This is a genomic window from Blautia obeum ATCC 29174, from assembly GCF_025147765.1.
Lineage (GTDB): Bacteria > Bacillota > Clostridia > Lachnospirales > Lachnospiraceae > Blautia_A > Blautia_A obeum.
Genome location: NZ_CP102265.1, coordinates 2,753,325 through 2,777,978, shown reverse-complemented (window position 1 = coordinate 2,777,978; position 24,654 = coordinate 2,753,325). Strand labels below are relative to the sequence as shown.

The following is a 24,654-nucleotide window of genomic DNA, read 5'->3' as shown; positions in this document are numbered from 1 at the left end:
TGAATATTTATTAAAACTTCATAAGGATGTGGGGCGTCAGACAATTTCCTACTGACGTATCATCATAAAAACTATATAATTTATATTTATAAGGAGGAAGTAAATTATGAATTTCAAAAAGGTAGTAGCATTAAGCATCTGTGCAGCAATGGTAGCAGGAATGTCCGCATCAACAGTTATGGCAGCTGATCTTCCGGATCAGTTCAAAGATCTCAAAGCAAATGAAGCTTATGAGTTCCCGATGATGGTTAAATCTTTCCAGTCCACATACTGGGATGCAGCACAGGAAGGTATGAAGAAAGCTGCTGAAGAACTTGGTGTTACTTACACAGCACAGGGACCGAACAGTGAATCTGATATCGCTGACCAGGTTAACATGATCAACACAGCAATCGCTTCCAACCCGAAAGGATTAGGACTTGCAGCTTGTGATACATCTTCCGTTCTTGACGCTCTGAACGATTGTGTATCTAAAGGAATCCCGGTTGTTACATTCGATACAGGTATCGCAGATGCTCCAGAAGGATCTATCGCTTGCGAAGTTTGTACAGACAACGCTCAGGCTGGTTCTGTAGCAGCTGAAAATATGTACAACGCAATCAAAGATGTTGTAGCTAACGCAGAAGGACAGGTTGTCATCGGTGAAGTTAACCAGGATGCTACAGCTCAGAACATCCAGCAGCGTGGTGGCGGATTCATCGACAAAATGATCGAACTGCTTCAGGCTGACGGAAAAACAGTAGCAGTTGCTGGAAACGAATTCTATGTAAACGCAGCTAAAAACGCTGATGCAACAGAAGCTGACGCAGACGTTGTTATCCAGGTTGCTGTACCGGCACAGACAACTGTAGAGCTTTGCTCTAACGAAGCTCAGGCTATCCTTTCCAAAGAAAACTGCATCGCTATCTTCGGTTCCAACCAGACAGCAGCAGAAGGTGTTCTTGCAGCTAACGCTAACCTGAACGTTCTTGGATCTGACGCAGCAGCAGGCGATGTTATCGGTGTTGGTTTCGACGCTGGTTCTATCATCAAAGCAGCAGTTCAGGACGGAACATTCCTTGGTGCAGTTACACAGTCTCCTCTGATGATGGGCTACTATGCAATTTACGCTCTGACAGCAGCAGCTAACGGACAGGAGCTTGAAGATGTTCCTACAGATGGTTACTGGTATGATTCTACAAACATGGACGATGAAGAAATCGCTCCAAACCTTTATGACTAATCTTTAGTTTAGGGTGAAAACCCCCAGGGCATTTGCCCTGGGGGTTTTTTAAGTAACACATTCACAATTTACTTCAATAAAGCAACTGAGGACACTTTTTTTTACAAACGAGGTTCTTAACATTTATCGCTTTTTAGGATATTATGTTATTATCAAATATGAAAGAACCTTTTTGACATAGCATTTTGCACAACAATAAATGCTATACACATCTTACATATTTAGGAGGATTTAACAATGGCAACATATTATGCAGCAGTAGATATGGGCGCATCCAGTGGACGTCTGATTCTTGGACACATGGAAAACGGAAAGATGGAACTTGAAGAAATCCATCGTTTCGAAAATGGTATGGTTAAGAAAGACGGAGAACTCTGTTGGGAATTCGACCGAATTTTTACAGAAATCGTTGCTGGTCTTAAAAAATGTAAAGAAATCGGCAAGATTCCGGTAAGTATGGGTGTTGATACCTGGGGCGTTGACTTCGTTCTTCTTGACAAAGAAGACAAAGTACTTGGAAACACTGTAGGATATCGTGATCACCGTACAGAAGGCATGGATGAAGAAGTTTACAAATTCATTCCAGTAGAAGAACTGTATGCAAGAACTGGTATCCAGAAAGCTATTTACAATACTATTTATCAGCTTATGGCAGTTAAGACAAAACATCCTGAATATCTGGAAAAAGCAGAAACTCTGCTTCATGTACCGGATTATTTCCATTTCCTTCTGACAGGACAGAAGACTTGTGAATATACAGAAGCTACAACAGGACAGATGGTTAACGCTGAAACAAAAGACTGGGATTATGAGATCATTGACAAACTTGGATATCCAAGAAGAATTTTCCAGAAACTGATCATGCCTGGAACAGTAGTTGGACATCTGACAGAAGAACTTCAGAAAGAAGTTGGATTTGACCTGGAAGTAGTTGCACCTGCAACTCATGATACAGGATCCGCTGTTCTTGCAGTACCGGCAAACGATGATGACTTCATCTACATCAGCTCCGGAACATGGTCACTGATGGGTATCGAAAGAAAAACTCCGGACTGCTCCGCAAAGAGCTGTGAACTGAACTTCACAAACGAAGGTGGATACGAAGGACGTTTCCGTTACATCAAAAACATCATGGGTCTGTGGATGATCCAGTCTGTACGTCATGAAGTAAATGACAAATACAGCTTTGCAGAAATCTGCGCAATGGCAGAAGAAGCAAAAGACTTCCCGTCCAGAGTAAATGCAAATGATGAATGTTTCCTTTCTCCAGAAAATATGACAGAAGAAGTAAAAGACTACTGCCGTAGAACAGGACAGAAAGTTCCGGAAACAATGGGCGAGATCGCAACAGTTATCTACACCAGTCTTGCTGAATGCTATGCAAAAACAGCAAAAGAACTGGAAGAGATCACAGGAAGAACTTACAGCCGTATTCATGTAGTTGGCGGAGGCTCTAACGCTGGATACCTTAATGAACTGACAGCAAAAGCTACAGGAAAAGAAGTTCATGCTGGCCCTGGCGAAGCAACAGCAATTGGTAATATTACAGCACAGATGCTGAAAGCCGGAGATTTTAAATCCGTAGAAGAGGCTCGTACAACGATCCACGAGTCCTTCGGGATCAAAATTTATAAATAACAAATAGGAGGTTTTACTATGTTAGTAAACACAAAGGCAAAAGTTGGTGTATTTTCTATCGCATTAGGAGCATATCTTCCTCAGTTCCCATCACTGGTACCTGAGTTTGAAGCTCAGTATGAGGCATTCAAGAAGACAATTCCTGATACAGTAGAGATCATTGACGGAGGAATGGTAACAACAAAAGAACAGTCTATGGTAGCTGGAGATAAATTCCGTGCAGCTGATGTAGACATCGTTTTCCTTCAGATGCTGACTTATGCTACATCTTACAATATGCTTCCTGCAATCCGTGATCTGGATGTGCCAGTTGTTCTGGTTAACGTTCAGAAACTGAAAGCACTGGATTACGATCACACAGATATCGCTGCATGGCTTGGTGAAGGATATGCCTGCGGTGCTGTTGGTGAAGCTGTTGCTGACCTTGAAAGAGCAGGCAAGAGACACGCTGTTATCACAGGTGTTGTAGAAGGTGGAGATCCGGCTGTTCAGGCTGAGATTGAAGACTGGTGTAAAGCTGCTCAGGTCAGAAGAAGATTCCGTGATACTAACATAGCTCAGATCGGAAGACCATATCCGGGTATGATGGACCTTTACATCGATGAGACAAACCTGTACAACAGAATGTTCCTGTACACAAAACAGTTTGACTGGGAAAAAATGTGGGCTATCGCTGATGATATTACAGATGAAGAAGCAATCCGCGCAAAAGCTCAGGATATTCTTGATACATTCGATATCGAAGATGGCGGCACAATCGAAAAAGTATGGGATATGGCAAAATACGTTGTAGCATTTGAAAAATGGGTTAAAGATGAACACCTCAGCATGGTTGCTTCTCATTACGACGGATTTGCTCAGGGTAAAGCTGGTGTCCTTGACAGTATGCTGATTCCGGCATTTTCCATGCTGATCAAACAGGGTACAGCATGCGCTGTAGAAGGTGATATGAAAGTTGCCATGGCAATGAGTATCCTGAAGACAATTTCAGGTACAGGTCAGCTGTCAGAAATGTATTCCATCGACTTTAATGAGGACATCTGCATTATCGGACATTCCGGAAGTGGAGATGCTGATATTTCCGATAAGAAACCTACCATGAAGATCGTGCCGGTATTCCACGGTAAAACAGGCGGCGGATACCTGACACAGTTCTATCCATACACAGGTCCGGTTACCTATCTTGCAATCACACAGGATAAAGACGGACACTTCAAATTTGTTGTAGCAGAAGGTGTAAACGAAGAAGGACCTATCCTTTCCTTCGGTGATACAAACATGAGAACACGCTTTACATGTGGAGCAAGAGAGTTTGTTAACCGCTGGAGCGAAGCTGGCCCGACACATCATATGGCAGCAGCTACAGGAAGACATATCGATACAATTCTGAAGGTAGCAAAAATCTTCAATATTCCGGTTGATATCGTTACAAGATAATTTAAGCCATCTACTTTATACACATATTCATATTCAAAAAAAGAGATCGCATAAAGCGGTCTCTTTTTTTATTTTCTGTATAATGGAGGAATAGAATCAAGGGTTGCAGAATGCTTTCGGGCAGGTATACGAATTTCAACTTCTGTTCCCTGGCCAGGATTGCTGGTGTAACTGAGTCCATAATCAGAACCATACAGGATCTGAAGACGGCGGTGTGTATTGTACACTGCTATATTTGTGCCACCGGAGGAACTTGCACCTTCACCGGACAGGATCGTTGCAAGTTGCTCCGCAGCAATTCCGATTCCGTCATCAGATATCAGAAGAACAATGTCTGAATCTTCCATCCATCCGGTAAGAACAATAGTTCCTGTTTTATCAGCGGTTTCCAGAATGCCGTGCAGTACAGAATTCTCAATGATTGGCTGCAGAGTCAGCTTAGGAATCTGATATTCCATGAGTTCATCAGGAATGTCGGATACAAAGGTAATGCTGTCATGATAACGCATATTCTGTATCTGCAGGTAGATGGAAACGTGTTCTGCTTCTCTGTAAATCGTGCTGATGCTCTGTTTGCGGCTTAAAGTCAACTTATAAAAGCGGGAGAGACTCTGAACGGCGCGGGAAACTTCATCTGTCCGTCCCTGCTGCGCCAGCCAGTTGATCATATCCATGGTATTATAAAGAAAATGTGGATTGATCTGGGCCTGAAGAGAACGAAATTCAGCGATTCGAAGTTCTTCTGCAGCTTTAGCCTGATCAGTCATAAGCTGATCCATCTTACGCGTCATATAGTTGTAAGTATCAATAAGATCACCGATCTCATCATGGTATTCCGGACTGTCCATAGGACTTAAGGTTCCTTTACGTACCTTACTCATCTGATGTATGACAGAGGAGATTCGGTTCGTGATCGAGTGTGACATAAAATGTGCAAGAACCAGGGCGAATACCAGAAAACCAAGATACATCAGGACATACTGAACCATGATGGCATTACTCTGATGAATCAGTGGACCAGAAGGCAGGACAGTAACCATAAACCATTCGGGCTGTTTGATGTTATAGAAGCCGGCATACACGGTAGTATCCAAAATATTCCGTTCAATGAAGTTGTTGGAGGACATAAAAGATTCCTCAATTGTATCGTAATCCAACAGATAGATACCCGAAAGGGATATATCGGAGGATGCGACCACGGCATTTCGATCATTGATGATGTAAGAAACACTTCCGTCAATCGTCAGATTATCTTTCAACATATCTGAGAGATAATCTGAAGAACTGTAAAGGGCGATGTAAGCCTGACGGGCTTTTCCCTGATAATAAAAGGTCGTGGAAGTAATATATGCAAGATCTCCGTATTTTTTTTTCTCGCGTTCACCAAGATAGAAAGCAGGACAGAACAGGGAGGACTGCTGTGTACCCTGAAAGATACCGTACCAGTAGGTACCACGAGCTTTGCTCATAGGTGAAAAATAATCTTTCGTAAGATCATCACTGAAAAGTCGTACAGATTGCGGTGGAAAATCCATATAGATTTGTAAACCGGAGATCATATCAGAATCAATCAGATTTTCTACATATTCATGGAAATACTGTGCATCGTTTGTATCCAGAAACATCTGAAATGGTGAGTTAACAGGCTGGTGGAACAGAATCTGAAAAAATTCCTGATCAGTGATTCCGTCATGGGCATCAATGATCTGCTGTACAAGATCTTCTATGTAAGGAGCTGTCTGGGCGGAAGTATCCTGTTCCTGGCGGATCGTGTAGGAAACAACCATGTCATAAAGTTTTCCATAGAAGAAGCAGGCCATCATTACAACAGGTACAGTTGCAGTGAGCAGCAGTACAAGTGTAAATTTGTAACTCAACTTCATGTCACCATAAGACTGCCGGCATTTTTTTATAATATTATTCATTTCAAATTCTGCTCCCTGTATTCAGAAGGAGAAAGCCCACTGTATTTTTTGAAGCTCTTTCCAAAATAGTTACCGTCACTGTAGCCAACCCTGGAAGATATGTCTGTGATTTTAAAACGTGCATCTTTCAGAAGCTGTTTGGCTTTTTCCATACGATATTCTGTTATATACTGATTCAGCGTCTGCCCGGTCTCGCTTTTAAAGAATGTGCATACATACGAAGTAGAAAGAAACACATGGGAACTGATATCCTTTACAGAAAGAGTTTCGTTCATATAATTCTTACTGATGTAGTCTTTGATCAGAAAAATAGTCGGATTTTCCTGAGAAGTTGTTTCGGCTTTCGTGAAATATTCTTTTGTTTTGGTGATCAGGGTCTGATGAAGCTCCGGAAATGTGAAACAGTCATCAATTGTTTCGGCGATACTTTCAACATTTCCGGAACCGGCAATCTTCTGTTGGTGGCGGGCATCTTCTAGGCATAAAAAAAGTTTGTAATAAAGATCTTTGACCGGATTCTGCAGAAAACGATGATTTTTATAAAAAGTAGTATACAGTTTCTGAAGAATAGTTTCAGCGGAGATCTGATCCAGCCTGGATAATGCATCTGCAAAAGCCGCCGCCGGCGAGTCTGAAAAAATATTACTCTGTACATCCGGACTTTCGTCTGGCTGGGCAGAAGTCAGTAGCGTATTTTCTGGAAAAAAATAACTGCTCTGTAACAGAATAACAGCAGAAGTATAGGTCTGATAGGCTTTTGAAAGGCCGTATACTGTATCACCACATGCCATAGAATAATGTCCGATCTCTGCAAAATGACTGCAAAGGTAAGTATTCACTGACTGCAACTGTCTGCTGGCTGGCTCATTCTGTGAAAACAGAAAATAAACAAGATACTGCATTTTCTTTTCGAGATAAATGCATTTCATATGAAATGGTTCCAGAAAATCCTGGAATTCCTGATAAAAATCAGTCATGGATGGAATGGATGCATCCAGAAACAGATCCGTTTTTACGATAAAAGAAGTAAAGTAAGTGGATGCATTCATAGTAAGCCCAAGTTCAGATGAGAGCTGCTCTATGATCTGGCTGTTGCCTCCGTAGGGAAGAGTCAGCTGCAGTGCCAGACGGGAAGCAGTTTCCATTGAATGCAGTGTCTCGCCTCTGCGGGAATGGACTTTTTGGGTGTAAAGTTCACGGGCTTCGCGGATGGCAGTTTCGATTTCTGAAATAGAAAAAGGCTTTTCAATATAGTTGACTGCTTTTAATTTGATAGCCGCCTTCAGATATTCTTTATCTGAGTATCCGCTCATGAAGATCGGAACAGTATCAGGAAGAAACTTTTCCAGACGTTCCAGCATGGAAATACCATCCATGCGGGGCATACGCACATCACACAGAATGATTTCCGGCTTGCAGAGCCGTGCTGTTTCAAGACCGTGCACACCATCATCTGCCTGCAGGACTTCATCTATGCCAAGAGAAGCCCAGTCCAGCGAAGTGATCACACCAGTGCGGGTAAGCTCTTCATCATCTACGATCAGTAATTTCATATGATTCTCCTTAGTATTGGTGCAGTAAAGATTAAAGTTACCAAATCATTTTCAGAACCTTGTTACAGATATCAGCAGCACAGGGATGCTGAATTTCATTAAAAAGACGGTTTACCCGTGTCCGTTCAGATTTCCAGAAATCCTCTTTTGGAGAGAGGGCATCCAGAAAGTCATTGAATGTCTCAGGCTTCGGACCAGGGGTTACGTCATCATAATCAAAATTCATGCCGCGTCCGTCAAGGTACTGCTGACGGTCGTACGGAAGAAATATCATTGGTTTGTCAGTGAGAAGATAATCAATGTAAATACTGGAATAATCGGTGATCAGGCAGTCAAAGATATTCAGAATACCGGTGACATCTTCAGCCTGTTCATTTCCAAGAAAACGAATTCTTTTTCCAAGATATGGAGCAGCAGAACCCTGTTCGGCAACATGAGTCCGTATAAAAAGCAACATGTTCTTTTCATCAAGAAATGCCTCCAGCTGTTTCTGATCAAAATCTTTAAACGGAAACAGCTGAACCTGTCCATAATCGCGGAAAGTTGGGGCATAAAGCACAGTCTTTGTATATTCCGGAAGATCCGGAAACAGTTGGCCTAAAATTTCACGGCAGTCATTTTTTTGGAACAGTCCATCGTTTCGCGGCTGTCCCCAGACCTTGATTTTGTCTTCAGAAACAGCAAAACTTCTGGCCATAAGGGGAATCAGTTCATGAGAGGTTGTCAGGATACAGGTATAGTTTTCAGAGAAAATCTTTTTGAAATAAATACGTGCTGCTTTTTTGAGATTAGGATCCAGAAGAGCAATTTTTTTCAGTGGAACACCATGCCAGAGATTAATGATCAGTCTCTTTTTGTGAAGACCGGTCCCATAGGCAGGAAGCCCGGCAGATGTAAACCATACACCGGCTGACAGTGCCTGACGAATACCCTGTATACTTTCTGTTTCGATAAAATACTGTTTTCCATATTTAGAGGAAAGACTATTTCGAAGCTCCGGATCATTGATCACGAAAAGAGGGGTGATCTCCGGAAGATTTTCTTTTACGTATTCAAAAAGATAACGGGAATTATAATTGTAATGACTGTTATCTGTAGAAGAAAACAGCCAGATATGAGAATCTGGACGAATCTGTCCAAAATGCTCCAGGCATGCTGTGAACAGCAGATTTTTGGCTTTTCCCATGGTTGCTATGTCCTTTCCAGTTAAAATGATACAGTATCAGCGGTATTTCCAGAATCCATGTATGGCATAGGAAATAAAATACAGAATACAGCGCATGTGGCTGTAGCCCATATAACGATATACTTTATAAGTCATAATGGCAGATTTCTTTTTGTCTCCGGATTTGCTGGTTTTGCTCATACGATATTTAAGAAGCGGGCGGTCAATACCGGCAGCGGGACCGTATTTGCGCAAAATCTTAAGCCATGTAAGGTAGTCTTCGTGGCTGTCATCGTGTTCCATCGGGAATTCAGCAGCGACATCTCTCAACAGGAGAACAGAAGAACAGTTGATACTGTTATGTTTCAGAAGATCCCTGTAAGAGACTGTTTCCTTCACCGGGATATATTTGCCGGTAGGAGTTCCATCGTAGTTCATAAGTTCTCTTCCGGTAGAACAGAGTACACGACCTGTTTCGTGAAGAGTATCCAGCTGAATCTGCAGTTTGCCGTTTTCCCACCAGTCATCTGCGTCAAGGAATGCGACATACTGTCCGTGAGCTTCCTGAACCCCCCGGTTACGGGAGGCTGCAGCTCCAATATTATGTGGATTTTTCAGATAATGGAAATCTGGACGATTCCGGTAAACGGACAGTACTTCTGAAGTCTGGTCCGTGGAACCGTCGTCAATGACCAGCAGTTCCAGAGGAATATTCTGGCAGAAAACAGATTCCACTGCCTGTCGGATGGTAAAGCCACCATTATAGACGGGCATGATAACTGAAATCAGAGGTTTATTTGTTGTCATAAAAAGTTCCTTTCAGTTTTTGGACGAGATATCACCGGCAATTAAAGCCTCTACCTGGGCGGCTGAGGTACGGTTAATGCATTCGGCATCGATATGCAGTGGGAGAACTTTTCCTTCTGCGAATAACTGCATGCCGTGCAGGAGTCCGGCTTCTGAATCTTCGAGCAAAAGCCCGCCGTATTTTTTCAGAAAACTGTGACATCCGCTTACGTCGCAGGCCATTACAGGGATACCGAGTGTTGCCGCTTCCATAAGAACGATTCCCTGTCCTTCATAATAGGAAGAAAGAAGGAACAGATCACAGCGTTTCAGAATGGGCATAGGATTGGTGACTGCACGGATCAGGATAATATGATCGGATGCGCGCAGAGCCCTGGTATGAGCCAGTGTTTCATCGTAGAGATTACCAACACCGCCGATGATGATTAGCCAGGTGTCAGGGTGCTCCTTCCAGTATTGTTCAAAAGCATCCAGAAGTCGTTTGTGTCCCTTCTCAGGTGAAAAACGACCGATGCTGATAAATTTTGGAGCGTCAGAATCAAGTACAGACTGTAGTGTTTCCAGAGAAACATTGGATAGTGTATCTTCATTGAATGCAACGGGAGCAAGGCTTCGCTCCAGCACACTCTGATAATCGTGACAGTTGTGTATGGCCGTGATTCTGGAACGGTCAGCACCGAATTCACTGACAACAGGCTGGATAAGATCTTCACTCACCGGTACAATGTGATCATAGGTATGATATGCCTCTTTCAGAAGATAAGGGTTCATATTGCCTTTCAAGTGGACTTCCCTTGCCATATCATTGTGAATCCAGATACTTCGTGGGCATGGAGCCTCTTCAAGAAGTGAAGTTGTATAGGCTTCGTAGCCGTTATAATGAATTACACAGGCAAATTCAGTACTTCCGAAATGTTTTTTCCATTCGCGTCTGTAAGCGGTATGCAGTCTGTGTTCGGCCCAGGAACCGGTATGGCCTTTCAGTTTCAGAAGCTGGACAGCCATTGTCAGCAGATCCATATTCATTTCACTGGCCAGTGGATAGATCCCGACGCCTTCCGGGAGGCGTTCCATCCTTTCCGGGTGATCTTTTACGTACAGTGAACGGAAAGAAATAAAATAATTATAACGGGTAAGATCCAGTTCATGAAGCTGAGAATACAGGACAGTTGTGATACCGTTGAGATCCAGGTCTCCTGCATAAATCAGAATATTTTTTTTACCATTGCCATGATATTGGTACTTGCGGCAGCAGTCCTCATGAAGGAAGACCTGACGACAGATCTTTTCGGCACCGTGTCCGTCTTCATAGCTGGCATATTTTTGCATAAAAGCATTGTCCGGTGTGCCACCGGAGCAGTGTGCAAATGGAATGACCTCCTCTGCTTTTTCAGTATAATCAAAAGGATAGGAATCGATTGTTTCATACATACCACGGGAACTTTCATATTCCTTGCGGTCATAGGCAAAAAGTATGATTTTTTTGCCGGAGTTGGCATAATCATAAAACACGCTGGAATAATCCGTGATTAGCGTATCACAGACACTCAATCCCTCATAAGTATCCCAGGATGCCGGAAATGGCAGAATATGATGATAACCGGAAAAATCTTCCAGACCATGAAGGAACGGATGCAATTTAATAAGAAGAATCTCATCCTCATTCAGCTGGGAATCCCACAGAGAAAGATTTTGAGAGAGCGTTTGCATATATCCCTGATCGTCCAGAGCATTAAAATTACCACGGAAAGTCGGAAGGTAGGCAAGCAGTTTTTTGCCCTGCAGACCGACCTGCTCTTTTAAGTGGAGATTTGCCGGCTGACGAAAGATATCGTTACGTGGGTAACCCTCGCGAAGAACGGTTCCGCGGTACAGACTGTCCAGCATATAGGCTCCGGACATTTTTTCTTCCATAAACTGGTTTGGAAATACCAGATAGTCAGAATCCAGCAGATTCCGCTGTACATTTCCCATGGTTACCATCTCAGGACGATTGTCACGTCCCATCTTCTTAAGAGGCGTGCCATGCCAGGTATTCAGGTAAATCTGACCTTCCTTTTTTATAAAGCGTCCCGGGAACGAGGTATCATTCACAAGATAGCCGGCACGGCTGAGGGCGTGGTAATAAGCAACAGAACCGGTACGCACAAAATGAACTCCCTGAATGGAGTTCTTCTGGAGTTTCTCTTTTATTTCATTTTCAGAGTCACGATGGACAGACAGTACAAGTGTGAAACTGCGATAGGGTTCCTGACAGAGCTCTTTTAATAAGGAAAGAATATTACTCTCCAGAGCTTTGCCACTTCTGGATTCCAGCAGGATCATATGGGGATCCAGATTATTTTTTTCATAGAATGTATTGTAAAAAGGATACCAGCTGCCGTTTCGCAGTTTCTTTTTTACTTTGCCAAGAAAGCTCATTTTTGCACGAATTCCCTTCAGTAATAAATATATAGTAACTATAACAAATGCAAAAACTCATGTCAATGTCATGGAACGCTTGCTGTGAACAGTTACTAATGACAGTGCCTGTTTTGGGAAGATAACTGGAAAATATTACCCATTAACAGGAAAATATTTTACCCCGATTCGAAATATTTTCCTGTTTTGGATAGAAAGTTTTATTGTTATAATAATAACAGATTTAAGAAAAGGGAGGAAAGAGCCGTGTCTGAATATGTTCTTGAACTTAAAGGCATAACAAAGATTTTCCCGGGCGTTAAGGCACTGAACAATGTACAGTTCCAGTTAAAACCTGGCGAAGTTCACGCACTTATGGGTGAAAACGGTGCTGGTAAATCTACATTTATTAAAGTAATTACCGGTGTACATAAGGCAGAAGAAGGCGAGATGTTCTTAAATGGACAGAAGGTGGATTTCAAAGGACCGAAAGATGCACAGGCCGCAGGTATCGCAGCCGTATATCAGCATCCGACATCTTATCCGCATCTGACCGTTGCAGAAAATATTTTCATGGGACATGAGATCATCAAAAACAGAATGATCCAGTGGAAAGCCATGAACACAGAAGCAAACAAACTTCTGAAACAGCTGGATGCAGATTTTGATGCAACAGCAGAAATGGGTACCTTAAGTGTTGCTCAGCAGCAGATGGTAGAGATTGCAAAAGCAATGTCCACCAATGCAAGAATCATCATTCTTGATGAGCCTACTGCAGCACTGACAAGATCCGAATCCGAAAAACTTTACACACTGGTTGATAAATTAAAAGCTGACGGAGTTTCCATTATCTTCATTTCTCACCGTTTTGAGGATATGTATCGTCTGGCAAGCAGAGTTACTGTATTCCGTGATTCCCAGTATATTGGAACTTACGATGTAGATGGAATTACAAATGCAGATCTGATCAAAGCAATGGTTGGTCGTGAGATCAAAGACCTGTTCCCGAAACCGGAAGTGAAACTGGGAGATGAGATGCTCAAGGTTGAAAATCTTTCCAGAACAGGTTATTTCAAAGATGTATCTTTTAAAGTTCGTGCAGGCGAAATCCTTGGACTTACCGGTCTGGTAGGTGCAGGACGTACCGAAACCGTTGAAGCTGTCTGCGGTATCACACAGCCGGATTCCGGTAAGGTTTACCTCGAAGGTAAAGAAGTTCACATCAAAAAACCGTCCGATGCAATGGGAAAAGGTATCATTCTTCTTCCGGAAGACCGTCAGAAAGAAGGTCTGATCATGAGCTGGGGACTGGGAAGAAACGTAACACTTCCTACCATCAGCAAATATGCGAAGAGTGGTATCAATGATGAAAAGACAGAACGTGATCTTGCCAAAAAACTTCTTGAAGAAGTTGATACAAAGGCAGTTGATATCTTCCAGCCGGCAAGCTCTCTTTCCGGTGGTAACCAGCAGAAAGTTGTTGTTGCCAAGGCGTTAAGCCAGGAAATGAAAGTTGTTATCATGGATGAGCCTACCAAAGGTGTAGACGTAGGTGCAAAAGCTGAAATCTATGCGATCATGGGCGACCTTGCAAAGAAAGGTTATGCGATCATCCTGATTTCTTCTGAAATGCCAGAGATCCTTGGTATGGCAGACCGTATCGTTGTTATGTGCAACGGACGTAAGACCGGCGAGCTGAACCGTGGCGAAGCTACACAGGAAAGAATCCTTGAACTCGCAATGGAAAAAGGACATACAGGGGGTGCTGAATAATGGAAAAGAAATCAGTCATGAAGAAGATCACAGGCTCCCGTGAAGCACTGCTTGCAGTTGTCCTGATCGTTCTTTTTGTAATCATTACAGCAATCAACCCATCATTCCTGACTCCTAAGTCACTGATGGATATGCTGAAAAACAATGCAGTAACAATGGTAATGTCACTTGGTATGCTGTGTGTAATGCTTGTTGGCGGAATTGATATTTCTATCATGTCAACACTTGCACTTTCCGGTATGAGCATCGGTATGCTTCTGAAATATGAACATATCTCCAGCACATTCCTCGCATTCGTGATCGCAATTGCAATCGGTATCGTATGTGGAGCTGTTGTTGGTCTGATCATTTCCAGAGCAGATGTTCCTCCGATCATTGCAACCATGGGCTTTATGTATATCTACCGTGCACTTGGTTATCAGGTATCCCACGGTGGTGAATGGGCAAGTGCAGCAGCACTTGGCAACTTCAAGAATTTTGCAACAACAAAATTCCTCGGACTGAATGCAGTCATCTGGGTAATCATTGTATGTTATGTATTTTTCTTCTGGTTTATGAAATGGACCAGAACAGGACGTATGATCTATGCAGTAGGTAGTAACCCGAGTGCAGCAGAAGTATCTGGTATCAATGTAAAGAATATCAAACTTCTTGTTTATACGATCATGGGCCTTCTGGCAGGTCTTGGCGGAGCTCTTCAGGTTTCTGTATATGCATCTGCAATGCCTGACATGCAGTACGGCGGTGAAATGGATGTTATCGCAGCCTGCGTTATCGGTGGTGTAAGCATGAACGGTGGACGTGGTACCGTGATCGGTGCTTTACTTGGATCCCTGATCCTTGCAACAATCGCAAAAGCACTTCCGCTGATTCCATTCTTCAACCAGTTATGGCTGAATACCATCAAGGGTATTATCATCCTTGTCGTAGTAGTAATGAACGTAATCCTGCAGCGTATCGCTGATAAGAATGCACTGAAAGGAAGGGAGATGTAATCATGGCTGGAAAATCTGGAAGAAGTATTAATAATGTGCCGGAGAGCCCAGTGAAGAAAATGATCTTCTCCTGGGAGGGAATATTGGTCCTGCTGTTTATTGCAGTCAATATTTTCTGCGCAATGTTTTCTGAATATTATAACCTGAGCAGTCTGCTTCGTCAGATGCCGGTTTATCTGGCAGAGGTATTTATGATGCTGCCGATGGCATACATCCTGGTACTTGGCGAGATCGATATCTCCGTAGGTGCGATCGTTTGCCTTTCTGCAACAATGAGCTGTATCGTGTGCAACGCAAATGCACCATTTATCGTAGTTGTGATTACAGCGCTTGGCGTTGGTACCATCTGCGGAGCAGTTAACGGATTTATCCTTACAAAATTCCAGGAACTGCCTCCAATGATCGTAACACTGGCAACACAGATCATCTTCCGTGGTATCTCCGAGATCGTTCTTGGAAGCGGCGGTAGTATTTCTGCAAGCAACACCGATGGTTTCCGTGCAATCGGCGGAAAGATCGGAAATGTTCCATACATTCTGTTTCTCGTAGTAATCCTTTCTGTGATCTTTGCTGTTATCTTAGGCAAGAGCACATTCGGACGTCGTGTATATGCAATCGGTACAAACCGTCTGACAGCATATTACTCAGGTGTTCATGTACAGAAGATCCGTTTCATCATTTACACCATCATGGGTACAGTTTCCGGACTGTGTGCACTGTTCTTAGTTTCTTCTTCATACGGTGCAAATACAACAACCGGTAACGGATTTGAAATGGATGCCATCGCAATGGCAGTATTCGGAGGTATTTCCTCTACAGGTGGTAAAGGTAATATCGCAGGTGGATTTATTTCCGCATTCATCATCGTTTGCCTCCGTGTAGGTCTTGGTCAGAGAAACGTTAATGCACAGGTTATCCTGCTGATCATCGGTGTACTTCTGATCGCTGCAGTAGCTCTTCCGAACATCATCGGAAATGTTAAAAAAGCAGTAAGCATGAAGAAAAACTAAATATTTATTTAATAACGTAAGTGGCTGCTCTCTTGTAGCAGGGGAGCAGTTGCAAATAAAAACTATATTTCCAAGGGAGGAAAACAAAATGAACAAAAAAATTATCAGCGCACTTCTTTGCGGAGCAATGGTACTTAGCTGTGCAGCACCTGTAATGGCAGCTGACAAAGCCGGAGACGGACAGAAAATCGCACTGGTTGGAAAATCAGCAGGTAACGCATTCTTCGAAATCGCTGCAAAAGCATTCAAAGAAACAGCAGAAGCTGAAGGTGCAACTGTAGATGTTGTTTATCCGGAAGCTGCAACAGCAGATGCTCAGATCAAAGTTCTTGACAACCTGATCTCTCAGCAGCCAGATGCAATCTGCATCTCCGCAAATGACGTTAACGCTCTTCAGGCTAAACTGGAAGAAGCTATGGACGCTGGAATCAAAGTATCTTCTTTCGACTCCGCTCCGAATAAAGACAGCCGTCAGGTATTCGTAAACCAGGCTGGTACACAGGCAGTTGGACAGGCTCTTATGGATGCAGTTCTTGATATCTCCGGTGGAGAAGGACAGTTCGCTATCCTTTCTGCAACATCTCAGTCTGCAAACCAGAACGCTTGGATCGACGCTATGAAATCCATCATGGAAGGCGATGAGAAATACAGCAAACTGGAACTTGTAGAAGTAGCTTATGGTGATGACGAACCTCAGAAATCTACAGACCAGACAGCAGCTCTTCTTCAGAACTACCCAGATCTGAAAGTTATCTGCGCACCTACAACAGTTGGTATTGCTGCAGCTGCTAAATACCTTCAGGACAACGAATCTGCTTGCAAACTGACAGGTCTTGGACTTCCTTCTGAAATGCAGGAGTACACAGGTGATGACGATGCACATTCCTGCCCATACTTCTATCTGTGGGATATGGAAGGCCTTGGAAAACTTTCCGCATATGCAACAATGGCACTTGTAAAAGGTGACATCACTGGTGCAGAAGATGAAACATTCACAGCTGGCGATATGGGTGAATTCACAATCACAAAAGCTGATGATGAAGGAACAGAAATCGTTCTTGGTGAGCCACTTCAGTTCACACCAGACAACGTAGCTGACTACGCTAAACTGTACTAATCAGCACGCTTGGAGAAGCAAAAGTTTTTCTGAATATGATAAATCCTTAAAAGACAGGGCGGAGCCGAAAGGCTTCGCTCTGTTTTTGTGTACTTTTTTGTCATATTGCTTTATACTGTCTGAGCATGGTAGAATAAAAGAAATAAGTTACCGGAGCAAAATTATAGCAGTGAAGAAAGCGGGAGTAACAGATGCAGCAGGCTTTATTGGATCATTTAAGAGTTGTAACAGAAGAAGAACAGAGAATCCTGGATGGGGTTGCAGAGGTAGATAAGGACCTTTATACATCTGGGAAGGATTTCACGGTGGACAGTGCGAAAATGCTCAGTGAGGGCAAACTGATCGCTGTACGTACCCATACACGATTTGTGCATTTTCCATCGCACAGGCATAATTATATTGAGGTGCTTTATGTCTGCCAGGGACAGCTTACAAATATTATAGGTGGCAAAGAAGTCGTGATCCATGCAGGCGAACTGTTGTTTTTGAACCAGTATACGAGACATGAGATTCTGCCGGCGGGGGAAGAAGATATTGCAATCAACTTTATGATCCTTCCAGAGTTTTTTGATGTGGCCTATACGATGGCGGGGAATAATAATGTCCTTGCGGATTTTCTGGTCAATGTACTCAGACAGGATGAAGAGCGGGGAGAGTACCTGCATTTTAAGGTCGCAGAGGTGCTGCAGATCCAGAATCTCCTGGAGAATATGATCTATTCGCTTGTGACAGGGAAAGGAGATCAGAATCGGATTAACCAGACAACAATGGGACTGATCTTTCTTTATCTTCTGGAATCTGTGCAGTATGCAGAAATGCGCCTGCCAAATCAATATGAGAACATGATCATAATGACAACGTTGGATTATATTGAACAGCAGTACAAAACGGCAACACTTACAGAACTCTGCGAAAAATTGCATTTGCCGATGCATATGCTGAGTAAGATGATCCGGAAAAATACGGGATTTAATTTCAAAGAACTGCTTCAGCGCAAACGTCTGAACAAAGCTGTGGAACTGATGTGCGAGACAGATCTTCCGATCAGTGACATCATTGCAGCGGTTGGTTATGAGAATGGCAGTTATTTTCACCGGGTATTTAAAGAACGCTACCATACGACACCGAGAGCGTTCCGTGTGGCAAATGGAAAAGAAGAACGGGTGAGATTATAAAAAAGGGGCATTGCAGATGTAATAATAACATACATTTGTAATGTCCCTTTAGATTTTATTTTATCATTTGTGTCAGACAAGAACTGTCCACAGATTATGTAGAACATGAATGCAGAGAAGATGCTGTTCTGAACAGTTACCGGAGAAGTCCTCTTTTGTGTCCTGTTCTTTTGTACATATTCTAAAATCTGTGGTCAGTATATCACATGGTCAGGTTTTTGAAAAGCTCGATATCTGACGCTTTTACTTTGAGATTTGTCTCAATCACTTTTCCTTCAGCTGTTGTGATTTTGATCTCAATCAGTGTATCTTCTTTGACAGCTGTGCTGGCTGCCTGAAGAAACTTCGGGAATTTCGGATGATTCTGGGTAAAGGTTGCCCAGGAATTTTTTAACTGCATTAAATTTCCAAGATTCATGTGTTGTGCCTCCTAATTCTGAAAATGAATCTGCTCACCCTGAATGACCGGATAACAGATTAAAGTAGTTCCATCCAGATTTTCTCTGTGCATATCAACAGCACTGATCTGGTGGTTTTCGTAAGTTGTATAATAGTAAATTCCTTTTGTTGCGTTACAGCAGGATGTATAGAGTGTGATTTCATATTTTCCCTCAGTAACCTCGCAACAGCCCCTCTGCTGGTCAACGGAGCCAAGAATATGGAAAAACTGGCTGATGCTTTCTGTTTCAGAATCTCCGGAGATGGAATTCATCTTTGTGAAAGCAACACGTGCAAAACGGGAAGCTGAAGACAGATCCCCCGGAAGTCCGAGGGCACCCATTCCGCGGCTGTAGGCAGTAAGAGTCAGATCATCTGCAAAAGTATTTACGGGCTGTTTTGAAGAAATGTGCATATAATTATTCAACTGGAACATCTGCTGTGGAAAAGGTGGGTTATTTGTGAGTACACCGACCGGATTATCGTAGATATGCAGACCGTCTGCGATGGATTCTACTGTAATAGATGCAGTTTCATCAGAGATGATCCAGTGAAGCTGCGCCAGAGGAAACTGTTCGCTGAATGGAGTATTGACCAGATTCATGTGGGAAAGAAGTGTGCGAACTTCCGCGACAGAAGCACACTGGCTTAAGATCCACGGGATGAATTCGAATTGGGCAACATTGGTTACATCCGGTTTTACATTGGCATAAGCAGCATTTCCAACGAAATTCAGTCCTGCCATGCCAACACCTTTTTCATTGATGGCATCATAATATAATGGATAACCTCCGGCTACATGAGCCATGCCGATGATCGCATAGTGCGTTTGTTTTGTACCGGCATGCCGGAAAGAAAATGGATAATTCCTTGGAGTGATCGTAATCTGATCGCCGTAAGAAAATTCGTAGTCCAGTGTTCTTCCAAAATAAAAATCTTTTGTTTTATAAGTTGCAGCTGTACACATAAGCATTCCTCCTTAGAAATCGAAGTCTGCGTAATCTTCCGGCAGGAAGCGGTGGTAAATGATATGGCAGCCTTCGTCTTTGAAACAATAGTAATAAGTGTCTTCTGGTTTATCAGCAAAACGGATCAGACGGTCAAATTCGTCGTTGTTTATTTCTTCTGTGATAATGTTCTGTGAATAAGTATGGAACAGATCCAGAATTTCATTCATCGTGCAGTCGTGTTTTGCTACTAATTCCACAAGACTTTTGATGAATTCGTTTGGTGCGGTGTTATCATGCACATAGACGGTTCCTTCTTTTGGGATGTGAAAACAGAAACGATCTCCTTTGTGAGAGATTTCGATCTGTCCAAGCTTTTCTGTGATGGATGTCGGTAAGGCATTCAGGCGGGCCTGCATCTCGTCTGCATTGTCTGTGGCAGAGAAAAAATGATTCAGGGAAGAAAGCGGATAGTACAGACGGATATCTTCTTTAAAGAAACCGAGTTTCGCCTGTTCTTCCTTGATGATGTCGATCAGATTTCGTTCAAGTTTATCATAGCCCATGTCGGGAAACCTCCTTTATATAAGATGGATTAGTTTGCAATATGCATTCGGCCAGAATCGAAATGGTCGTAAGCAGTAAGTTAAATAACTGCAACATATTGTAGCAGATTCATACATAAAATACCAGAGTCGTTCGGAAAAAATAGAATGGACAGATTCGACAAAATGTTACAAAAAAAGCTCGTTGACAGTACCAGGGCAGTGGGATATCATAGAACAAAAGAGGTAACTGTTTACAGAGACTCAAAATTTGACATATAGGGGAAATCATCATGTTAGTTTTAGTATATCACAAATGCAGCACCTGCCAGAAAGCCCTAAAATGGCTTGATGAACACAAGATTTTTTTCGAGGAGCGCCCGATCATAGAGGAAAATCCTACATATGAAGAATTGAAAGAATGGTATGAAAAAAGTGGAATGCCACTTAAGAAATTTTTTAACACCAGTGGCATGCTCTACAAGCAGATGAACCTCAAGGATAAACTTCCGGAGATGTCAGAGGATGAACAGCTGAAATTACTGGCAACAGATGGCATGCTTGTCAAACGCCCGCTTGTAGTAGGTGAAGATTTCGTCCTTACAGGATTTCGCGAGAAAGAGTGGGAAGAGAAGATTCGGGGCTAGACGACAATTTTATACTGTGAAATTTTTGCTTACGAAAGTTTTGTTGATTTATCTCTATTTATCTATTGTATTTTAGGGTATATTCGTGTAAAATAGAATACAATTTAGTCTAGTAACGCATGAATGCGTGAATTCTGGCGAAGCTGTAAATGCATCGGCCGGAAATCCTTTGTAGAATAGAAATAGAGATGGAGGAAGAGAGCAAATGGCAGATCATGAGATGTTGAATCTTGAAGAGATGGGCAATTTGAAAGACAGCATGGAATTGCTTGGGGAAGAACTGATGAATGGTCACCGGATCAACCCGAATCTGTATGTAGAATATGATGTAAAAAGAGGCCTGCGTGACTCCGCAGGTAAAGGTGTCCTGACAGGGCTTACCGAGATTTCAGATGTAACAGGTTACGATCTTATTAATGGACGTAAGATCCCGGCACATGGAAGACTGTATTATCAGGGATATAATGTAAATGATATCGTAGATGGTCTTAAGGGACGTAAATTTGGTTTTGAAGAAACCATCTATCTGCTTCTGTTCGGAAGACTTCCGTCAGATAAAGATATGGAAATATTCAAAAATATCATGGAAAACTTTGAAACTCTGTCCGGACGTTTTGTGCGTGACGTTGTTATGAAAGCTTCCAACGGTGATATCATGAATGCAATGCAGAGATGTATTCTCACTCTGTACACCTATGATTCCAAACCAGAAGATATTTCTGCGGAAAATGTTCTTCGCCAGAGCATTGAAATGATCGCAAAACTGCCTTTGATTGCAGTATATTCCTATCATTCCTACAGACATTTCCGTCGTGATGAGACTTTGTTTATCCGTAATCCACAGAAAGGGCTTTCCCTTGCAGAAAACATCCTTCTGATGCTTCGACCGGATGGCAAATACACAGAACTGGAGGCGAAAGTACTTGATATTGCCCTGATTCTTCATGCAGAGCATGGTGGTGGTAACAACTCTACTTTTACGACACACGTAGTTACTTCTTCCGGAACAGATACTTATTCTTCTATTGCAGCATCTATCGGTTCGCTCAAAGGACCTCGTCATGGTGGTGCAAACCTTAAGGTACAGAACATGTTTGAGGATATCGAGGCGAATGTCAAAGACTGGACAGATGAGAAAGAGGTAGAAGCATATCTCCGCAAGATTCTGAATAAAGAAGCATTCGATCATACCGGTCTGATCTATGGTATGGGACATGCTGTTTATACACTTTCTGATCCGCGTGAAGTAATCCTGAAACGTTTTGCCAGAGACCTTGCACAGGAGAAGGGAATGATGAAAGAATTTGCCCTTTACGAACTGGTAGAACGTCTGGCAGGAAGAATGGTCATGGAACAGCGGAGACTTTTCAAAAATGTCTGCGCAAACGTAGACTTTTACAGTGGTTTCGTATATACTATGCTTGGAATCCCCAAAGAGCTGTTTACACCAATTTTCGCAATTGCACGTATTCCGGGATGGAGCGCACATCGTCTTGAGGAAATCCTCAATGCGAGCAAGATTATCCGTCCGGCATATAAATATGTGGGACATCATGCAAACTTCGTTCCGTTTGAAGAAAGAGAGCCGGAGGAAGGCTGCGAAGAAGTATTGCGGGATCTCGAAAAGGAATCCCCAGAACAGCCGGAAGAACAGGCAGAAACTATAGAAAAAGAGGCACCGCAGGATTCGACAGAGTGCCCTGAGGAGAAGAAATAAATGAAACAGGTTATTTTAACTGGTGACCGTCCTACCGGAAGACTTCATGTAGGACATTATGTAGGCTCACTGAAAGAACGTGTTAAACTTCAGAATTCCGGTGATTATGATGAAGTTTATATTATGATTGCAGATGCGCAGGCGCTGACAGACAATGCGGAACATCCGGAAAAAGTACGTCAGAATATCATTCAGGTTGCATTGGATTATCTGGCATGCGGGATCGATCCGGCAAAATCTACAATCTTTATTCAGTCTATGGTACCGGAACTGACAGAACTGACTTTTTATTATATGAACCTTGTTACGGTTGCACGTGTGCAGCGTAACCCTACCGTTAAAGCTGAAATTCAGATGCGTAACTTTGAGGCAAGCATTCCGGTTGGTTTCTTCTGTTATCCAATCAGCCAGGCAGCAGATATCACAGCTTTTCGTGCAACTCATGTGCCGGTTGGCGAGGATCAGCTTCCAATGCTTGAACAGTGTAAGGAGATCGTACACAAATTTAATACAGTATATGGCGAAACTCTTACCGATCCAAAGATTGTCCTGCCATCCAATAAGGCATGCTTACGTCTGCCTGGTATTGACGGCAAAGCCAAAATGAGTAAATCTCTTGGCAACTGCATTTATCTTTCTGATGAGGAAGCGGATGTTAAGAAGAAGATCATGTCCATGTTTACGGATCCGAATCATCTTCGTGTCCAGGATCCTGGTCGTGTAGAAGGTAACCCGGTATTTATTTACCTGGAAGCATTCTGCAAACCGGAATATTTCCCGGAATTCCTTCCAGAATATCAGAATCTCGAAGAACTTGAAGATCATTACCGCAGAGGCGGTCTTGGTGATGTTAAGGTTAAGAAATTCCTGAATAATGTTATGCAGGCAGAACTTGGACCAATCCGTGCAAGAAGAAAAGAATGGGAACAGCGTATTCCGGATGTTATGGATATTCTCAAAGAAGGCAGCAGAGTAGCAGAAGCCAAGGCAGCTGAGACACTGAATGATGTCAAAGCATCTATGAGAATCAACTACTTTGACAGTGATCAGTCTGATATGTATCAGAAATAAAAAGCATTAAATTATAGCAACTGTTTTGGAGAAATCTGAAACAGTTGTTTTTTTGTGCGTTTTAAATCTGATAGAAAAAAATGTGTGTTGTTTTTTGTGGGTTTCTTTTTGAAAATCAGTTGTTTTTTGCAGAGTTTAAATAAGATAACCTTGACATCAGGAAAGTTAAATAGTAAAATTATAACTATTAGATAGTCGGTATTATATGAGGTATTTGACGATAGATGAGATTATGAAAGTGAGGAGCTATCAATGGCAAATGAACATAACGATCAGATCAGAATCGTGCAGGAGACGGTAGCAGGTAAGGAAATTACTTTTGCCCATGTAATGGGTGGCCCGGCTCCGATCATATATCAGAAACTTGGACTGAACCCACAGGTGGATTACCGTTCATCTGCAATCGGAATCATGAACATGACACCATCTGAATCAGCAGTTATCGCATCCGATATTGCAGTAAAGAGCGGTAACGTTTATCTTGGATTTGCGGATCGTTTCACAGGAACCATGATCATCACAGGAGAAATCTCTGATGTTATGTCTGCAATGACAGAAGTTGTGGATTATTTCCGTGATACACTGGGATATGTAGTCTGCAACATCACCAAAAGATAGGAAGTAAAACATGGAAGAACGTATAACGAGAGAAGAACTTCTCGAGAGACTGTTTCATGATGATTATGAGAATCTGAAAGGAAGGAAGCTTCGTCTGACGCGTGTACGGGTTCCGGGTAAGTCTCTTGATTTTGCACATGTAATCACTCCTTCAGATCCGGCTGTTTATCAGAACCTGGCACTCAACATTGGTGTTCACGAAGGAGAAGATCATACAGGTGAATCCATTGGTATTATGCGCGTTACGCCATGGGAGGCCATTGTGGTTGCAACAGATGTTGCAGTGAAGGCGGCAGATGTTCAGGTAGGATTTATGGATCGTTTCAGTGGAGCACTGATTATACTTGGCGGTTTATCGCAGGTGATGACTGCAGTAGAAGAAGTTGTGAAATTTTTTCGTGATGAGCTGCATTTCGATGTATGTGAGATTCACAAAAGCTGATAACAGGACAGG

General features: G+C 42.6%; 21 protein-coding genes. 13 read left to right on the top strand and 8 right to left on the bottom strand.

All coding sequences use genetic code 11. The annotated features are described in order from the left end of the window. Positions 1 to 106: 106 nt before the first annotated feature. The 3 genes from NQ503_RS13435 (at position 107) to NQ503_RS13425 (ending at position 4,297) form a co-directional block, all read left to right on the top strand. Positions 107 to 1,222 (top strand): substrate-binding domain-containing protein, encoded by a 1,116-nt coding sequence (locus NQ503_RS13435; protein ID WP_005427643.1) that lies wholly within the window; start codon positions 107 to 109, stop codon positions 1,220 to 1,222. A 237-nt stretch (positions 1,223 to 1,459) separates the two neighbouring features. Then, a complete protein-coding gene (rhaB, locus tag NQ503_RS13430) occupies positions 1,460 to 2,860 on the top strand; it encodes a rhamnulokinase (RefSeq protein WP_005427642.1) in 1,401 nt (466 codons plus the stop codon). 18 nt (positions 2,861 to 2,878) lie between these two features. Continuing rightward, positions 2,879 to 4,297, top strand: coding sequence for an arabinose isomerase (locus NQ503_RS13425; protein WP_005427641.1), 1,419 nt, complete (start codon positions 2,879 to 2,881; stop codon positions 4,295 to 4,297). Between the two features lie 68 nt (positions 4,298 to 4,365). On the opposite strand, the gene NQ503_RS13420 is transcribed toward NQ503_RS13425, so the two are convergent. From NQ503_RS13420 to NQ503_RS13400, 5 genes are read right to left on the bottom strand one after another with little or no spacing between them, the layout of a single operon-like run. Further along, on the bottom strand, positions 4,366 to 6,222 hold the full coding sequence (locus NQ503_RS13420) for a sensor histidine kinase (protein WP_005427639.1): 1,857 nt from the start codon (positions 6,220 to 6,222) through the stop codon (positions 4,366 to 4,368). Next, positions 6,219 to 7,775, bottom strand: coding sequence for a response regulator transcription factor (locus NQ503_RS13415; RefSeq protein WP_005427637.1), 1,557 nt, complete (start codon positions 7,773 to 7,775; stop codon positions 6,219 to 6,221). The genes NQ503_RS13420 and NQ503_RS13415 overlap by 4 nt, the downstream gene beginning before the upstream one ends. A 37-nt stretch (positions 7,776 to 7,812) precedes the next feature. Beyond that, positions 7,813 to 8,961, bottom strand: coding sequence for a CDP-glycerol glycerophosphotransferase family protein (locus NQ503_RS13410; RefSeq protein WP_005427633.1), 1,149 nt, complete (start codon positions 8,959 to 8,961; stop codon positions 7,813 to 7,815). A 36-nt stretch (positions 8,962 to 8,997) separates the two neighbouring features. Further along, positions 8,998 to 9,747: a glycosyltransferase family 2 protein gene (locus NQ503_RS13405; protein WP_005427629.1), complete on the bottom strand. Its 750-nt coding sequence runs from the start codon at positions 9,745 to 9,747 to the stop codon at positions 8,998 to 9,000. Positions 9,748 to 9,759: 12 nt separating this feature from the next. Then, complete coding sequence (locus NQ503_RS13400) at positions 9,760 to 12,168, bottom strand: glycosyltransferase (protein WP_005427628.1); 2,409 nt, start codon at positions 12,166 to 12,168, stop codon at positions 9,760 to 9,762. Between the two features lie 246 nt (positions 12,169 to 12,414). Between NQ503_RS13400 and NQ503_RS13395 the strand changes: the two genes are divergently transcribed. The 5 genes from NQ503_RS13395 (at position 12,415) to NQ503_RS13375 (ending at position 18,217) form a co-directional block, all read left to right on the top strand. Beyond that, positions 12,415 to 13,920: a sugar ABC transporter ATP-binding protein gene (locus tag NQ503_RS13395; RefSeq protein ID WP_044926169.1), complete on the top strand. Its 1,506-nt coding sequence runs from the start codon at positions 12,415 to 12,417 to the stop codon at positions 13,918 to 13,920. After that, entirely contained in the window at positions 13,920 to 14,915 is a 996-nt protein-coding gene (locus tag NQ503_RS13390; RefSeq protein WP_005427626.1) for an ABC transporter permease, read from the top strand. The genes NQ503_RS13395 and NQ503_RS13390 overlap by 1 nt, the downstream gene beginning before the upstream one ends. Positions 14,916 to 14,917: 2 nt before the next feature. Further along, the gene (locus tag NQ503_RS13385; RefSeq protein ID WP_005427624.1) at positions 14,918 to 15,925 is read left to right on the top strand and encodes an ABC transporter permease; all 1,008 of its coding nucleotides are present in this window, start codon (positions 14,918 to 14,920) and stop codon (positions 15,923 to 15,925) included. A gap of 88 nt (positions 15,926 to 16,013) precedes the next feature. Next, on the top strand, positions 16,014 to 17,042 hold the full coding sequence (locus NQ503_RS13380; RefSeq protein ID WP_005427622.1) for a substrate-binding domain-containing protein: 1,029 nt from the start codon (positions 16,014 to 16,016) through the stop codon (positions 17,040 to 17,042). A 191-nt stretch (positions 17,043 to 17,233) separates the two neighbouring features. Then, positions 17,234 to 18,217 (top strand): AraC family transcriptional regulator, encoded by a 984-nt coding sequence (locus tag NQ503_RS13375; protein ID WP_005427620.1) that lies wholly within the window; start codon positions 17,234 to 17,236, stop codon positions 18,215 to 18,217. Positions 18,218 to 18,419: 202 nt separating this feature from the next. Here the strand turns inward: NQ503_RS13375 and NQ503_RS13370 are convergent, their stop codons facing one another. Genes NQ503_RS13370 through NQ503_RS13360 form a run of 3 tightly spaced genes read right to left on the bottom strand, consistent with a single transcriptional unit; the run spans position 18,420 to position 20,168 of the window. Continuing rightward, positions 18,420 to 18,635 (bottom strand): hypothetical protein, encoded by a 216-nt coding sequence (locus tag NQ503_RS13370; protein WP_005427618.1) that lies wholly within the window; start codon positions 18,633 to 18,635, stop codon positions 18,420 to 18,422. Positions 18,636 to 18,647: 12 nt separating this feature from the next. Continuing rightward, positions 18,648 to 19,622 (bottom strand): choloylglycine hydrolase, encoded by a 975-nt coding sequence (gene bsh, locus NQ503_RS13365; RefSeq protein ID WP_044926166.1) that lies wholly within the window; start codon positions 19,620 to 19,622, stop codon positions 18,648 to 18,650. Between the two features lie 12 nt (positions 19,623 to 19,634). Further along, a complete protein-coding gene (locus NQ503_RS13360) occupies positions 19,635 to 20,168 on the bottom strand; it encodes a DUF3877 family protein (protein WP_005427616.1) in 534 nt (177 codons plus the stop codon). A 272-nt stretch (positions 20,169 to 20,440) separates the two neighbouring features. On the opposite strand from NQ503_RS13360, the gene NQ503_RS13355 reads away from it, so the two are divergent. From NQ503_RS13355 to NQ503_RS13335, 5 genes are all read left to right on the top strand, one after another. After that, positions 20,441 to 20,794, top strand: a complete 354-nt coding sequence (locus NQ503_RS13355) for an arsenate reductase family protein (protein ID WP_005427615.1) — start codon at positions 20,441 to 20,443, stop codon at positions 20,792 to 20,794. A 205-nt stretch (positions 20,795 to 20,999) separates the two neighbouring features. Continuing rightward, a complete protein-coding gene (locus NQ503_RS13350) occupies positions 21,000 to 22,511 on the top strand; it encodes a citrate/2-methylcitrate synthase (protein WP_005427614.1) in 1,512 nt (503 codons plus the stop codon). Continuing rightward, entirely contained in the window at positions 22,512 to 23,582 is a 1,071-nt protein-coding gene (trpS, locus tag NQ503_RS13345; RefSeq protein WP_005427613.1) for a tryptophan--tRNA ligase, read from the top strand. It begins immediately after the preceding gene. Positions 23,583 to 23,834: 252 nt separating this feature from the next. Next, positions 23,835 to 24,200, top strand: a complete 366-nt coding sequence (locus NQ503_RS13340; RefSeq protein ID WP_005427612.1) for a BMC domain-containing protein — start codon at positions 23,835 to 23,837, stop codon at positions 24,198 to 24,200. A 10-nt stretch (positions 24,201 to 24,210) separates the two neighbouring features. Continuing rightward, a complete protein-coding gene (locus NQ503_RS13335) occupies positions 24,211 to 24,642 on the top strand; it encodes a BMC domain-containing protein (RefSeq protein ID WP_005427611.1) in 432 nt (143 codons plus the stop codon). Positions 24,643 to 24,654 lie beyond the last annotated feature (12 nt).

What these genes read in the sequence shown, in the direction of transcription:
- NQ503_RS13360 (WP_005427616.1), bottom strand. Translation starts at nt 20,168, where the DNA reads ATGGGCTATGATAAACTTGAACGAAATCTGATCGACATCATCAAGGAA.
- NQ503_RS13340 (WP_005427612.1), top strand. Translation starts at nt 23,835, where the DNA reads ATGGCAAATGAACATAACGATCAGATCAGAATCGTGCAGGAGACGGTA.
- NQ503_RS13435 (WP_005427643.1), top strand. Translation starts at nt 107, where the DNA reads ATGAATTTCAAAAAGGTAGTAGCATTAAGCATCTGTGCAGCAATGGTA.
- NQ503_RS13400 (WP_005427628.1), bottom strand. Translation starts at nt 12,168, where the DNA reads ATGAGCTTTCTTGGCAAAGTAAAAAAGAAACTGCGAAACGGCAGCTGG.
- NQ503_RS13415 (WP_005427637.1), bottom strand. Translation starts at nt 7,775, where the DNA reads ATGAAATTACTGATCGTAGATGATGAAGAGCTTACCCGCACTGGTGTG.
- rhaB (WP_005427642.1), top strand. Translation starts at nt 1,460, where the DNA reads ATGGCAACATATTATGCAGCAGTAGATATGGGCGCATCCAGTGGACGT.
- NQ503_RS13390 (WP_005427626.1), top strand. Translation starts at nt 13,920, where the DNA reads ATGGAAAAGAAATCAGTCATGAAGAAGATCACAGGCTCCCGTGAAGCA.
- NQ503_RS13425 (WP_005427641.1), top strand. Translation starts at nt 2,879, where the DNA reads ATGTTAGTAAACACAAAGGCAAAAGTTGGTGTATTTTCTATCGCATTA.
- NQ503_RS13420 (WP_005427639.1), bottom strand. Translation starts at nt 6,222, where the DNA reads ATGAATAATATTATAAAAAAATGCCGGCAGTCTTATGGTGACATGAAG.
- NQ503_RS13380 (WP_005427622.1), top strand. Translation starts at nt 16,014, where the DNA reads ATGAACAAAAAAATTATCAGCGCACTTCTTTGCGGAGCAATGGTACTT.
- NQ503_RS13385 (WP_005427624.1), top strand. Translation starts at nt 14,918, where the DNA reads ATGGCTGGAAAATCTGGAAGAAGTATTAATAATGTGCCGGAGAGCCCA.
- NQ503_RS13350 (WP_005427614.1), top strand. Translation starts at nt 21,000, where the DNA reads ATGGCAGATCATGAGATGTTGAATCTTGAAGAGATGGGCAATTTGAAA.
- bsh (WP_044926166.1), bottom strand. Translation starts at nt 19,622, where the DNA reads ATGTGTACAGCTGCAACTTATAAAACAAAAGATTTTTATTTTGGAAGA.
- NQ503_RS13355 (WP_005427615.1), top strand. Translation starts at nt 20,441, where the DNA reads ATGTTAGTTTTAGTATATCACAAATGCAGCACCTGCCAGAAAGCCCTA.
- NQ503_RS13410 (WP_005427633.1), bottom strand. Translation starts at nt 8,961, where the DNA reads ATGGGAAAAGCCAAAAATCTGCTGTTCACAGCATGCCTGGAGCATTTT.
- NQ503_RS13375 (WP_005427620.1), top strand. Translation starts at nt 17,234, where the DNA reads ATGCAGCAGGCTTTATTGGATCATTTAAGAGTTGTAACAGAAGAAGAA.
- trpS (WP_005427613.1), top strand. Translation starts at nt 22,512, where the DNA reads ATGAAACAGGTTATTTTAACTGGTGACCGTCCTACCGGAAGACTTCAT.
- NQ503_RS13370 (WP_005427618.1), bottom strand. Translation starts at nt 18,635, where the DNA reads ATGAATCTTGGAAATTTAATGCAGTTAAAAAATTCCTGGGCAACCTTT.
- NQ503_RS13405 (WP_005427629.1), bottom strand. Translation starts at nt 9,747, where the DNA reads ATGACAACAAATAAACCTCTGATTTCAGTTATCATGCCCGTCTATAAT.
- NQ503_RS13335 (WP_005427611.1), top strand. Translation starts at nt 24,211, where the DNA reads ATGGAAGAACGTATAACGAGAGAAGAACTTCTCGAGAGACTGTTTCAT.